Source organism: Streptomyces sp. NPDC053432, assembly GCF_055585365.1.
The window spans coordinates 126,677-138,953 of record NZ_JBVJKF010000019.1; the positions used below are offsets into that span (position 1 = coordinate 126,677).

At 73.3% G+C, this 12,277-nt stretch carries 12 protein-coding genes; 4 read left to right on the forward strand and 8 right to left on the reverse strand.

The window, feature by feature from the left end; all coding sequences use genetic code 11:
* The first annotated feature begins 18 nt into the window (after positions 1-18).
* From ACZ6Y1_RS27740 to ACZ6Y1_RS27750, 3 genes are read left to right on the forward strand one after another with little or no spacing between them, the layout of a single operon-like run.
* Positions 19-783 carry an SDR family oxidoreductase gene (locus ACZ6Y1_RS27740; RefSeq protein ID WP_469635474.1) on the forward strand — a complete coding sequence of 255 codons (765 nt, stop codon included), beginning with the start codon at positions 19-21 and terminating at the stop codon, positions 781-783.
* The gene (locus ACZ6Y1_RS27745; protein WP_469635480.1) at positions 780-2,810 is read left to right on the forward strand and encodes an AMP-binding protein; all 2,031 of its coding nucleotides are present in this window, start codon (positions 780-782) and stop codon (positions 2,808-2,810) included. The genes ACZ6Y1_RS27740 and ACZ6Y1_RS27745 overlap by 4 nt, the downstream gene beginning before the upstream one ends.
* Positions 2,811-2,858: 48 nt before the next feature.
* Positions 2,859-3,467, forward strand: a complete 609-nt coding sequence (locus ACZ6Y1_RS27750; protein WP_469635483.1) for a TetR/AcrR family transcriptional regulator — start codon at positions 2,859-2,861, stop codon at positions 3,465-3,467.
* A 39-nt stretch (positions 3,468-3,506) separates the two neighbouring features.
* Here ACZ6Y1_RS27750 and ACZ6Y1_RS27755 read toward each other — a convergent pair whose 3' ends face one another.
* The 8 genes from ACZ6Y1_RS27755 to ACZ6Y1_RS27790 all read right to left on the reverse strand — a co-directional run bounded on the left by ACZ6Y1_RS27755 (position 3,507) and on the right by ACZ6Y1_RS27790 (position 9,960).
* On the reverse strand, positions 3,507-4,706 hold the full coding sequence (locus ACZ6Y1_RS27755; protein WP_469635486.1) for a S8 family peptidase: 1,200 nt from the start codon (positions 4,704-4,706) through the stop codon (positions 3,507-3,509).
* Positions 4,707-4,895: 189 nt separating this feature from the next.
* The gene (locus ACZ6Y1_RS27760) at positions 4,896-6,125 is read right to left on the reverse strand and encodes an acyl-CoA dehydrogenase family protein (protein ID WP_469635488.1); all 1,230 of its coding nucleotides are present in this window, start codon (positions 6,123-6,125) and stop codon (positions 4,896-4,898) included.
* A 13-nt stretch (positions 6,126-6,138) separates the two neighbouring features.
* Complete coding sequence (locus ACZ6Y1_RS27765) at positions 6,139-7,191, reverse strand: phosphotransferase family protein (RefSeq protein WP_469635491.1); 1,053 nt, start codon at positions 7,189-7,191, stop codon at positions 6,139-6,141.
* Positions 7,192-7,300: 109 nt separating this feature from the next.
* Positions 7,301-8,212: an MBL fold metallo-hydrolase gene (locus ACZ6Y1_RS27770; RefSeq protein ID WP_469635494.1), complete on the reverse strand. Its 912-nt coding sequence runs from the start codon at positions 8,210-8,212 to the stop codon at positions 7,301-7,303.
* Between the two features lie 77 nt (positions 8,213-8,289).
* On the reverse strand, positions 8,290-8,586 hold the full coding sequence (locus ACZ6Y1_RS27775) for a hypothetical protein (protein ID WP_469635497.1): 297 nt from the start codon (positions 8,584-8,586) through the stop codon (positions 8,290-8,292).
* Between the two features lie 92 nt (positions 8,587-8,678).
* Positions 8,679-8,999 (reverse strand): DUF202 domain-containing protein, encoded by a 321-nt coding sequence (locus ACZ6Y1_RS27780; RefSeq protein WP_469635500.1) that lies wholly within the window; start codon positions 8,997-8,999, stop codon positions 8,679-8,681.
* A gap of 4 nt (positions 9,000-9,003) precedes the next feature.
* A complete protein-coding gene (locus tag ACZ6Y1_RS27785) occupies positions 9,004-9,399 on the reverse strand; it encodes a YidH family protein (RefSeq protein ID WP_469635502.1) in 396 nt (131 codons plus the stop codon).
* A 30-nt stretch (positions 9,400-9,429) separates the two neighbouring features.
* Positions 9,430-9,960, reverse strand: a complete 531-nt coding sequence (locus ACZ6Y1_RS27790; RefSeq protein ID WP_469635505.1) for an NUDIX hydrolase — start codon at positions 9,958-9,960, stop codon at positions 9,430-9,432.
* An 84-nt stretch (positions 9,961-10,044) separates the two neighbouring features.
* On the opposite strand from ACZ6Y1_RS27790, the gene ACZ6Y1_RS27795 reads away from it, so the two are divergent.
* Entirely contained in the window at positions 10,045-11,700 is a 1,656-nt protein-coding gene (locus ACZ6Y1_RS27795; RefSeq protein ID WP_469635506.1) for an FAD-binding dehydrogenase, read from the forward strand.
* Positions 11,701-12,277 lie beyond the last annotated feature (577 nt).

Below are 12,277 nucleotides of genomic sequence, written 5' to 3' on the forward strand. Positions count from 1 at the left end.
TCCCCGAAGGGTGATCCCGTGAGCGCGTACCAGGACCAGCGAGTCGTCGTCACCGGCGCGGGCGGCGGCATCGGCGCCGCCCTCGCCCACCGCTTCGCGGCCGAGGGCGCCACGGTGGTGGTCAACGACCTCGACCCCGCCAAGGCCGCCGCGGTGGCGGGGGAGATCGGCGCCCGGGCGATCGCGGTACCCGGCGACGCCTCGGCGATCGTGGCCGAGGCCCGGGAGGCGCTCGGCGGGACCGTCGACGTCTACTGCGCCAACGCCGGACTCGCCTCAGGCGGCGACGCGTTCGCCGACGAGGCCGTGTGGGAGGCGGCCTGGGACGTCAACGTCATGGCACACGTCCGCGCGGCCCGGCTGCTGCTGCCCCAGTGGCTGGAGCGGGGGAGCGGCCGCTTCGTCTCCACCGTCTCGGCCGCAGGGCTGCTGACCATGATCGGAGCGGCCCCGTACAGTGTCACCAAGCACGGTGCGCTCGCCTTCGCCGAATGGCTCTCGCTGACCTACCGGCACCGCGGTGTCCAGGTCCACGCCATCTGCCCGCAAGGGGTGCGCACCGACATGCTGACCGCCGCGGGCTCGGCGGGCGAACTCGTCCTCGCGCCGACCGCGATCGAGCCGGACGCGGTCGCTGACGCATTGTTCGACGGCATGGAGAAGGGCCGGTTCTTGATCCTCCCGCACGCCGAGGTGGCGGACTTCTACGCGGCCCGGGCCACCGACCCGGACCGCTGGCTGAGCGGGATGAACCGCCTCCAGCGCACTTGGGAAGCCCGATGAAATCCGGCTCGGGCTCCGGCTCCGGCTCCGCTTACGCGGCCAAGCCGTGGCTCGGCCTGCTCAGCCCCGCGCAGCGCGCGCCCCTCGCGCCGCCGCCCACCGTGCTGCACGCCTTCCGGGAAGCCGTCGCCCGCGCCCCCGAGCGCACCGCGCTGGCCTACTTCGACGGCCGGATCGGCTACGCGCAGGCCGACGCGCTCTCCGACTCGATCGCCGGCCGCCTCGCGGCGGAGGGCGTACGGCGGGGGGACCGGGTCGCGGTCATGCTCCAGAACACCCCGCACTTCGTGCTGGCCGTGCTCGCCGCCTGGAAGGCGGGGGCGGTGGTCGTCCCGCTCAACCCGATGTACAAGTCCGGCGAGCTGGCGCACGTCCTGCGCGACTCCGGTGCGGCGGCGGTCGTCTGCGAAGAGGGTGCGTGGGAGGCGTACGTGGGGGAGACCGTGCGGGGCACGTCCGTGCGGGTCGCCCTGACCGCGCGGGACACGGACTTCCAGACCCGGAACGACCCCCGGGTCTTCCCCGCCCCGGCTTCCCGCTCCGCAGGGCCGTCGGGCACGGGGGTCCTGCCCAGCCCGTCCACGGCCGCGGCCCCGGCTTCCCGCTCCGCAGGGCCGTCGGGTCTGTCCGGCCCGGCCGTCCCGGCTCCGCGCTGCCCCGAGCCGCCGGGACCACCGGTCCTCCCCGGCCCCGCCGCCGTTGTCGGCCGCGCGGACCCTTCCCCGACCCGCCCCTCCACCGTTCCCGCCTCCGGCGCCGGCGCGGTCCCCACCGACCCGGGGCCCCGTCCCGAACCCCGGCCCCGCGCGCCTCGGACGCCTGCGGGGCCGAGCCCTGCTCCGCCGTCGGCGGTACGCGGGGCGCCGCAGCCGCCCGCGGGGCGGGACGCGGCTCCGCCGACGGTGGTGCTGGACCTGTTCGCCGTGGCACGGCAGGGCCACCCCGGGCCCGGCGGCCCGTCGCCGACCGCCGCCGACATCGCCCTCATCGGCTACACCTCCGGCACCAGCGGCACGCCCAAGGGTGCGATGAACCCGCACGGCGCGCTCATCCACAACGCCGCCCGCCAGGTCGCCGGCCATCCCCTCCCCGAGGGCGCCGTCTACTTCGCCCTCGCCCCGCTCTTCCACATCACAGGCATGGTCTGCGAGCTCTCCGCCTGCTTCGTCAACGCCGGCACCCTCGTCCTCGCCCACCGCTTCGAGGCGGGGGCCGTCCTCGACGCCTTCCTCGAACACCGCCCCGCCTACACCGTCGGCCCCGCGACCGCCTTCATGGCCCTCGCCGCCCACCCCGCCGTGACCCGGGACCACTTCTCCTCCTTCCAGGTGATCTCCTCCGGCGGTGCACCCCTCCCGCCCGCGCTCGTCGACCGCCTGCGCGCCGCCTTCGGGTTCTACCTCCGCAACGGCTACGGCCTCACCGAGACCACCGCCGCCTCCGCCTCCGTGCCCGTGCACCTCGAAGCCCCCGTCGACCCGGCCTCCGGCACCCTCTCCGTGGGCCTGCCCGGAGCGGACACCGTCGTCCGCGTCCTGGACGAGCAGGGCGCGGAGGTCCCCTTCGGTGAGACCGGGGAGATCGCGGTCCGCGGCCCCCAGGTCGTGGCCGGCTACTGGGGCCTGCCCGCCGAGACCGCGGAGGCCTTCCCCGGCGGCGAACTGCGCACCGGGGACGTCGGCTTCATGGACGCGGACGGCTGGCTCTACGTCGTCGACCGCAAGAAGGACATGATCAACGCCTCCGGCTTCAAGGTGTGGCCGCGCGAGGTCGAGGACGTGCTCTACGCACATCCCGCGGTCCGCGAGGCGGCCGTGGTGGGCGTCCCGGACCCGTACCGCGGGGAGAGCGTCAAGGCGTACGTCAGCCTGCGCCCGGGAGCCTCGGCCGGACCGGAGGAACTCGCCGCCCACTGCGCCGAGCGCCTGGCCGCGTACAAGTACCCGCGCCAGGTGGAGATCCTGCCTGTCCTTCCGAAGACGACCAGTGGCAAGATCCTGCGACGGGAACTGCGCGACCGCGGCTGAAAAGAGTCGGACGGTCGTACGAAGGACTGCGAAGGGAAGGTCAGCGCCATGGCGGCTGCCAAGACGACGGAGCCCGAGGGCACGCATGAAGCGCCGGTACCGCAGCGGCTGCTGGCCGTCGCCACACGGCTGTTCGCCGAGCGCGGCTACGACCGCACCTCGGTCCAGGAGATCGTCGAGGCCGCCGGGGTCACCAAGGGCGCCCTCTACCACTACTTCGGGTCCAAGGACGACCTGCTGCACGAGGTGTACGCGCGGATGCTGCGCCTGCAGCAGCAGCGGCTGGACGCGGTGGCCGGATCCGACGCGCCCGTCGAGGAGCGGCTGCGGGCGGCGGCCGCGGACGTGGTGGTCACCACGATCGAGAACCTCGACGACGCGATGATCTTCTTCCGGTCGATGCACCAGCTCAGCCCGGAGAAGTTCAAGCAGGTGCGGGCCGAGCGGCGGCGCTACCACGAGCGGTTCCGCGCGCTGATCGAGGAGGGGCAGCGCACGGGCGTGTTCTCCACCGCCACGCCCGCGGACCTGGTGGTCGACTACCACTTCGGGTCCGTGCACCACCTGTCCACCTGGTACCGGGCGGACGGCCCGCTCACGCCGCAGCAGGTCGCCGATCACCTCGCCGACCTGCTGCTGCGCGCGCTGCGTCCCTAGTGCCGTGCCCGGAAACCGGGTCACCGGATCACCGGATCCCTACGGGGCGACCTTCAGGAGCTTGTTCGCCGTGCCCGCCGAAGGATTGGTCACCGCGCCGCTCGTGGCCGCGGCCGTCAGCGCCGCGGCCGTCTGGGCCGGGGTCGCCTTCGGGTGCCCGGCCAGGTAGACCGCGGCGGCTCCCACCACGTGCGGGGTGGCCATCGAGGTGCCCGAGATGGTCTTCGTACCGGTGTCGCTGTCGTTCCAGGCGGACGTGATGTCCGAACCCGGCGCGTACAGGTCCACCACCGAGCCGAAGTTGGAGAACGAGGACTGCTGGTCGTCGATGGTGCTCGACGCCACCGTGATCGCCTCCGGGACCCGCGAGGGCGAGCCCTGCCCGGCGTCGGCCGACTCGTTGCCCGCCGCCACCCCGAAGGTGACGCCGGAGGCGATGGCCCGGCGCACCGCCTCGTCGAGCGCCTCGTCGGCGCCGCCGCCCAGGCTCATGTTGGCCACCGAGGGCCCCGAGTGGTGCTGGGTGACCCAGTCGATCCCGGCGACCACCTGCTCGGTCGTGCCCGAGCCGTTGTCGTCCAGCACCCGCACCGCGACCAGCTTCGCCTTCTTGGCGACGCCGTGCGAGGTCCCCGCTATGGTGCCCGCGACGTGCGTGCCGTGGCCGTTGCCGTCATCGGCCTTGTCGTCGTTGTCCACCGCGTCGAAGCCGGACGTGGCGCGGCCGCCGAAGTCCTTGTGGGTCGTGCGGATGCCGGTGTCGATGACGTACGCCGTCACGCCCTCGCCGGCGCTGTCGGGGTAGCTGTACTTCTTGTCGCCCGCCTTGGCGCTCTGGTCGATCCGGTCCAGACCCCATGAAGGCGGGTTGTTCTGCGTGGCGTTGATGGTGAACTTCTTGTTCTGCACGACCTTGCCGACGGCCGGGTCCGCGGCGAGCCGCTTGGCCTCGGTCTCGCTCAGGCCCGCGGCCGAGAAGCCGTTCACCCCCGAGCTGTAGGTGCGCTTCAGCTCGCCGCCGTACTTCTTGGCCAGCTCTTCCTTGTTCGCGGATGCGTCGAGTATGACGACGTAGCTGCCGCTGATCGCACCGGGTGCGCCCAGTCCGTACACCGTTCCCTCGGCCGGTGTCGCCGCCCCGGCTAAGGGGCTGGCGATCAGGGCCGCGGCGGCCGCCGCGGCGGCTCCCGTGCCGATCGCCGCGTACCGGAAAGTGCGCGAGCGCTTGTGAGTTGCCATCCGGAGAGTTCTCCTCATGCTGACGTGTGGGGCGTCAAACCTTCTGGAGAACCCTGTTCCGATTGACAGGCGCAAATCAAGAACGTACCGGCGGTTCGGGGTCGTTCAACAAGGTTTCTCAAAGGACTCCCCGCACCGCCTTCACGTCGCACATGGGTTCGCACGAACTCCCGCACGATTCCCACACGTTCAGGAGCGGGCGGCGTACCTCTTCAGCTCCCGTCGCGCCAGCGACCGCTGGTGGACCTCGTCCGGACCGTCCGCCAGCCGCAGCGTCCGCGCCGCCGCCCACAGTTCGGCCAGCGGGAAGTCCTGGCTCACCCCGCCCGCGCCGTGCAGCTGCACCGCGTCGTCCAGGATCCGCACCACCGCCCGGGGCGTCGCGATCTTGATGGCCTGGATCTCCGTGTGCGCGCCCCGGTTCCCGGCCGTGTCCATCAGCCAGGCCGTCTTCAGCACCAGCAGCCGCAGCTGCTCCACCGTCACCCGGGCGTCGGCGATCCAGTTCTGGACGACGCCCTGCTCGGCCAGCGGCTTCCCGAAGGCCGTACGCCCCACCGCGCGCCGGCACATCAGGTCGATGGCCCGCTCCGCCATGCCGATCAGCCGCATGCAGTGGTGGATGCGGCCCGGGCCCAGCCGCGCCTGGGCGATGGCGAAGCCGGTGCCCTCCTCGCCGATCAGGTTCGCCGCCGGGACCCGGACCCCGTCGAAGACCACCTCCGCGTGACCGCCGTGGTCGTGGTCCTCGTACCCGTAGACCGTCATCGCGCGCCGCACCTCCACCCCCGGAGTGTCGCGCGGGACCAGGATCATGGACTGCTGGCGGCGCGGATCGGCGCCCTCCGGATCGGTCTTGCCCATCACGATGAAGATCCTGCAGTCCGGGTTCATGGCACCGGAGATGAACCACTTGCGCCCGGTGACCACGTACTCGGACCCGTCCGCCGACCGCTCGATCCGCGTCTCGATGTTCGTCGCGTCCGACGACGCCACCTCGGGCTCGGTCATCGCGAACGCCGACCGGATCTCCCCGGCCAGCAGCGGCTCCAGCCACTGCTTCTTCTGCTCCTCGTCGCCGAACTGCGCGAGCAGCTCCATGTTCCCGGTGTCCGGCGCCGCGCAGTTGGTCGCCATCGGCGCCAGGTGCGGGCTGCGGCCGGTGATCTCGGCCAGGGGGGCGTACTGGAGGTTGGTCAGCCCCGCCCCGTACTCGCCGTCCGGCAAGAAGAGGTTCCACAGGCCCTGACGGCGCGCCTCGGCCTTCAGTTCACCGAACACGGCCGGGGTGTCCCAGGGCGAGGCCAGCCGCGCGCGCTGCTCGGCGGCGACGGGCTCCGCCGGGTAGACGTACTCCTCCATGAACGCGAGCAGCCGCCCGCGGAGTTCCTCGGTCCGGGCGTCGAATGCGAAGTCCATGCTGATCGGCTCCTCAGCCTTGCTGCGGTTCGTGGAGGGTGGTCAGTCCGTGCTCGATGAAGACCGGCACCAGCTCGCCGATCCGGTCGAAGCCCGCCCCGACGGTCTGCCCGAGCGTGTAGCGGTAGTGGATGCCTTCGAGGATCACCGCGAGCTTGAACCAGGCGAAGGCCGTGTACCAGGCGATGGCGCCGGTGTCCCGGCCGGAGCGGGCGGCGTACCGCTCGATCAGCTCGGCGGGCGTCGGATGCCCCGGCGCCCCGCTCGTCGTACTGACCGGCGACTCGGTCAGGCCCAGGTCCGAGCTGTACATCACCAGCAGCCCGAGGTCGGTCAGCGGATCGCCCAGCGTGGACATCTCCCAGTCCAGCACCGCCCGGATCGTGTCCTGGGGACCACCGATCAGTACGTTGTCCAGCCGGAAGTCGCCGTGCACCACGGTCGGCGCGGGGGAGTCGGGCAGTGCCCGCCCCAGCGAGCCGTGCAGCTCGTCGATCCCGGCGAGCTCACGCCCCCGCGAGGCCGCGAGCTGCTTGCCCCAGCGGCGCAGCTGGCGGTCGAGGAAACCCTCCGGGCGGCCGAAGTCGCCCAGACCCACCGCCTCGGGATCCACGGCGTGCAGTTCGACCAGGGTGTCGACCAGGCCCAGCACCGCGCGGCGCGTGCGCTCCGGCCCGATCGCGGCGAGCTGCCCGGCCGTCCGGTACGGCACCCCCTCCACGTACTCCATCACGTAGAACGGCGCGCCCAGCACGGACTCGTCCTCGCACAGCAGCAGCGGCTCCGGCACCGGGACCGCCGTTCCGTGCAGCGCCGCGATCACCCGGTGCTCGCGCCGCATGTCGTGCGCGGTGGCCAGTACGTGGCCGAGCGGGGGCCGGCGCACCACCCAGCGGGTGCTCCCGTCGGTGACCTCGTACGTGAGGTTCGAGCGGCCGCCCTCGATCAGCCGGCCGCGCAGCGCCCCGGCCACGAGGCCGGGCCGCGCCCGGTCGAGATGACCGCGCAGCCGCTCCAGATCCAGGCCTCGCGGATCGGCTGGCGCTGAGGCCGATGCTGACGTCATGCTGCGCACCTCCGTGCGGAGTCGGCGACGGGTGTCGTGGCCATCATGCCGACCAGTCGGTATGTCGTCCAGAGCGCGGGCCGAAAGAACCCCGCCCCGCTCCCGCCGATCAGGCGTGGCAGAGGATCGGCGTCCCGCCGTTCATCACCGTCATGTCCCGCAGCACCGCCAGGATGTCCAGCGGGACCCCCTCCGGCTCCCCGGCCAGTTCCGCGTACGCCCGGTGCAGGTTCGCCACCAGCCGCTCGCTCTCCCGCCAGGCGGCGAACTCGCCGAGGTCGGCCTGCCGTGCGACCTCCAGCGGGGTGAGCCCCTTGTCCCGGCCCTCGCGGGCGAGTTCGGCCACGTACCGCAGATAGCGCTCGGTGGAGTCGTAGGCCGACGGGTCGGTCAGCGGGCCGTGCCCCGGCACGACCGTCTCCGCGTCCAGGGAGCGCAGCAGCTCCAGCGCCCGCAGCGAACCGGCCAGCGAGCCCATCGCCAGGAACGGGGTGCCCTCGGCGAAGACCAGGTCCCCGGTGAACACCACCCGCTGCCGGGGCAGCCACACGATCGAGTCCCCGGTGGTGTGCGCGACGCCGGGGTGGACCACCCGGACCTCCGTGTCGCCGAGGTGCAGGGTCGTCCGGTCGCCGTACGTCAGGTCGGGCGCGGTGATCTCTATCGCGCCGAAGTCCGTCGCGGGCCAGATCATCTCCAGCTGGTGACCGGCGGCGAGCTGCTCCGCCCGCGCGTTCTCGTGCCCGAGTATCAGCGCCTCGGGCGCGAACAGGCTGTTGCCGTAGGTGTGGTCGCCGTGGTGGTGGGTGTTGACCACCGTGCGGGGCAGCGGCACCCCGGCCGAGACGATCGCCTCGCGCAGGGCGAGCGCCCGCCGCTCGGTGGCGGCCGTGTCGACGAGGAGCGTGCGGCCCCCGTCGCTCACGAAGCCGGCGTTGTTGAGGCACCAGCCGCCGTCCGGCTGCACGTAGGCGTACACCCCCGGCGCGGGCTGGACGAGGTACGGAGCGTCGGCGGTCATCTGCGGTCTCCCCGGGTCGCGTTGACAGGCGCCTCGCATCCTGCCAGCCGCCCCCGCGCCCGGGGAGGGCGGGTGGGTCAGTGGTCGTCGTAGTGCCCGTCGTGCTCGGCGTGGCGATGGCCGTCGTGCAGGTAGTCGACGTGGTCCCCGTGCCGCACCGACTCGTGCCCGCAGTCCGCGCCGTGGGCGTGGTCGTGTCCCTCGTGGGCGGTGTGGCCCGAGGTCTCGCACTCGTCCCAGTGGCCGGAGTGCTCCCGGTGCAGGTGTCCGTCGTGCGCGTAGTCGACGTGGTCGCCGTGCCGGACCGCCCGGTGGCCGCAGCCGGCGCCGTGCGCGTGCTCATGGGTGGCGTGTTCCTGGTGCAGGGTCGTCATGGCGCCGAGGCTAGTGGGGATCGTCCGGCATCATCCCGTAACACCCGATGTGTCGCGATGGTGCGAGGAACCCCGATCATCCGACGGAAGGGTCAGATGATCACGGTCATCGCGAACAGGGCGAGCGCCACCGTGCACGCGGCCGCCGCCACCGCGGCCCGCGGCGCGAGGGTCCGCGGCCGGTCCGTCGCCAGCGCCCGGATGCGCCGGTGCGCCACCCACAGGAACAGCAGCCACACGAGCGCGATCACCGACACCCCGGCCAGCTCCACCGGTCTCCCGGTCCCGCGCAGGGCCTGGCGCACGGCGAGCACCGCCACGACGGAGGAGGCCAGCGTCGTACGCCGCCAGGCGAGCCGGGTCCGCTCCGGCTGCAGGCCCGGGTCGTGCCCCTCGCCGTACCCGCCGCTCACCCGGTCACCGCTTGGTCCAGCCCAGCAGCACGACCACCATCATCGCCAGCGCCACCAGCCCCACTCCCAGGCTCAGCACCACCGGGAACCGGGACAGCGGCAGGTCGTCACCGCGCCGCATCGCCCGCTCGCACCGCATCCAGTGGTTCACCGCCCGCAGGGCGCAGGCCGCGCCCACCGCGAGCAGGGCGAACGCCATCCCGACGCGCACCCCCCACCGCAGGTCCGGCAGGAACTGGTCGACCGCGAAACCGCCGCCGACCAGGGCCAGGGCAGTGCGGATCCAGGCCAGGAAGGTCCGTTCGTTGGCCAGCGAGAAGCGGTAGTCGGGGGTCTCGCCCTCGTCCCTCAGCTTCGAGGGTGCGAACCACAGGCGCACGTCCTTGACGAAGTCGATCACCCGCCCAATGTACGGGCCGTACGGGGCGCGCTACGCCTCGCGCCGCCGGTACTCCTCCAGCCTGCGGTGCGCCTCCAGCCCGTCCGGTACCCAGGGCCACTCGCCCCCGGCGACCCGCCCGGCGAGCTCCTCCTCCGTCAGGAAGGCGTGCCACGCGACCTCGGACTCCTGCGGCCGCACGGGCCCCTCGCACCGCACCTCGTGCACGTACGACCACCAGGACCCGCCCGGGCCCTCGTACAGGAACTTGAACAGCGGCTCCGGCTGCGGCAGGCCGCTCACGCCGAGCTCCTCCTCGGCCTCGCGCAGCGCGGCCTGCGCGTAGCTCTCGCCGGCGCCCAGCACCCCGCCCACGAACATGTCGTAGTGCGAGGGGAAGACCAGCTTCGACGCGGTCCGCCGGTGCACGAAGATCCGCCCCCGCGCGTCCTTGGCCAGCACGAACACGCAGCGGTGGATCAGCCCCTCCGCGTACACCTCGCCCCGCCTGGCCTGCCCGACGACCCGGTCGTCGCGGTCCACCACGTCCAGTACCTCATCCGCTGCGCTCACAGGGGTCATCCAATCACCGCTGTTGACTGGTTACCGCTCCGTAGCCAAGGATCTGCCCCACCATCGACGTCAGGACTGGGGACGGGTGCACGCATGACGTACGACGCAGACGTGATCGTGATCGGAGCCGGGCTCGCGGGCCTCGCGGCGACCGCGGAGCTCGTCGACGCGGGCCGCAAGGTCATCCTGCTCGACCAGGAGCCGGAGCAGTCCATGGGGGGCCAGGCGCACTGGTCCTTCGGAGGGCTGTTCTTCGTGGACTCGCCCGAACAGCGCCGGATGCGGATCAAGGACAACCGCGATCTCGCCCTCCAGGACTGGATGGGCACCGCCGGCTTCGACCGCGAGGAGGACGTCTGGGCCCGCCGCTGGGCGGAGGCGTACGTGGACTTCGCGGCCGGCGAGAAGCGGTCCTGGCTGCACGCGCAGGGAGTCCGCTTCTTCCCCGTCGTCGGCTGGGCGGAACGCGGCGGCTACGACGCCAACGGCCACGGGAACTCCGTCCCCCGCTTCCACATCACCTGGGGCACCGGCCCCGGCCTGGTCGAACCGTTCGAGCGACGGGTCAGGGCCGGGGTGGCCCGCGGCCTGGTCCGGCTGAAGTTCCGCCACCGCGTCACCGGCCTGTCCCGGACCGCCGGCGCGGTGGACACCGTGACGGGCGAGATCCTGGAGCCCTCGGCCGCCGTACGGGGCACCGCCAGCAGCCGCGAGACCGCCGGGACCTTCTCCCTGCGGGCCCAGGCCGTGATCGTGACCAGCGGCGGCATCGGCGGCAACCACGACCTCGTCCGCGCGCAGTGGCCCGCCCGGCTCGGCACCCCTCCGGCCCGGATGCTCTCCGGGGTCCCGGCGCACGTGGACGGCCTGATGCTGGGCATCGCGGAGGCGGCGGGCGCGAGCCACGTCAACAAGGACCGGATGTGGCACTACACGGAGGGCATCGAGAACTGGAACCCGATCTGGGCGCGGCACGGCATCCGCATCCTGCCCGGCCCGTCCTCCCTGTGGTTGGACGCGACGGGCAGGCGGCTGCCCGTACCGCTCTTCCCGGGCTTCGACACCCTCGGCACCCTCGACCACATCATGAGGACCGGCCACGACCACACCTGGTTCGTCCTCAACCAGCGCATCATCGGCAAGGAGTTCGGCCTCTCCGGCTCCGAACAGAACCCCGACCTGACGGGCAGGTCGGTCCGCGACGTCATCGACCGGGCCCGGCAGGCCGTGCCGGGCCCGGTCAAGGCCTTCATGGACAACGGCGCCGACTTCGTCGTGGAGCGGGACCTGTCCGCGCTGGTGCGCGGCATGAACGCGGTGACGAAGGAGGACCTGCTCGACGAGGCCGTCGTCCGCGACCAGATCGTGGCGCGCGACCGGGAGATCGCCAACCCCTTCACCAAGGACCTGCAGGTGATGTCGATCCACGGGGCGCGCAAGTACCTCGGGGACAAGCTGATCCGCACGGCCGCACCGCACCGGATCCTGGACCCCAAGGCCGGGCCGCTGATCGCGGTACGGCTCTCGATCCTGACCCGCAAGTCCCTGGGCGGCCTCCAGACGGACCTCTCCTCGCGCGTCCTGACCCCGTCGGGCGAACCGCTCCCCGGCGTCTACGCGGCGGGCGAGGCGGCCGGCTTCGGCGGGGGCGGCGTGCACGGCTACCGGGCGCTGGAGGGCACGTTCCTGGGCGGCTGCCTCTTCTCCGGCCGCGCGGCGGGCCGCGCCGCCGCCACCGCGACGGCCTGACGCCCGCCGTTCCGGGGGCTCCGCCCGCGCGCCCCCGCGCCTCGAACGCCGGCGGGGCTGGGGGGTGTCCCCGGGCGGGACCGGCCAGTTGGGGCGGGGCCCCTCCGGAGTGACTCCTCGTCGTCGCGCCCTGCGGCCGCGGCAAGACCGCTGAGCCCTGGTCCCCACCCCGGCCGCGCCCTCCCGGTGCGGGGGGAGCGGGGGCACGCAGGGGCGTCCCCGCAGGAGGAGCGCGCAACCACCCTCCCCGTCGCGCCGCGGCCGCAGGCGCGACGACGAGGAGTCGCCCCGGAGGGCCCCCGCGGACCGACCCGCACGATCGAAGCCCCCGGCCCGGCACACCCAGCCTCGCCGGCGTTCGAGGCGCGGGGGCGCGGGGGCGGAGCCCCCGGAACGGCGCCGCACCGGACGACGGACAGCAGCCAATCCAGCCCCGCCGGCGATTGAGGCGCAGGGCCCGGGGGCCCCGGACGCGCGCAGCGGCACCCCGGCCCGGCACCCCGGCCCGGCACCCCGGCCCGGCACCCCGGCCCGGCACCCCGGCCCGGCACCCCGGCCCGGCACCCCGGCCCGGCAA

What these genes read in the sequence shown, in the direction of transcription:
- ACZ6Y1_RS27745 (WP_469635480.1), top strand. Translation starts at nt 780, where the DNA reads ATGAAATCCGGCTCGGGCTCCGGCTCCGGCTCCGCTTACGCGGCCAAG.
- ACZ6Y1_RS27750 (WP_469635483.1), top strand. Translation starts at nt 2,859, where the DNA reads ATGGCGGCTGCCAAGACGACGGAGCCCGAGGGCACGCATGAAGCGCCG.
- ACZ6Y1_RS27755 (WP_469635486.1), bottom strand. Translation starts at nt 4,706, where the DNA reads ATGGCAACTCACAAGCGCTCGCGCACTTTCCGGTACGCGGCGATCGGC.
- ACZ6Y1_RS27760 (WP_469635488.1), bottom strand. Translation starts at nt 6,125, where the DNA reads ATGGACTTCGCATTCGACGCCCGGACCGAGGAACTCCGCGGGCGGCTG.
- ACZ6Y1_RS27765 (WP_469635491.1), bottom strand. Translation starts at nt 7,191, where the DNA reads ATGACGTCAGCATCGGCCTCAGCGCCAGCCGATCCGCGAGGCCTGGAT.
- ACZ6Y1_RS27770 (WP_469635494.1), bottom strand. Translation starts at nt 8,212, where the DNA reads ATGACCGCCGACGCTCCGTACCTCGTCCAGCCCGCGCCGGGGGTGTAC.
- ACZ6Y1_RS27775 (WP_469635497.1), bottom strand. Translation starts at nt 8,586, where the DNA reads ATGACGACCCTGCACCAGGAACACGCCACCCATGAGCACGCGCACGGC.
- ACZ6Y1_RS27790 (WP_469635505.1), bottom strand. Translation starts at nt 9,960, where the DNA reads ATGACCCCTGTGAGCGCAGCGGATGAGGTACTGGACGTGGTGGACCGC.
- ACZ6Y1_RS27795 (WP_469635506.1), top strand. Translation starts at nt 10,045, where the DNA reads ATGACGTACGACGCAGACGTGATCGTGATCGGAGCCGGGCTCGCGGGC.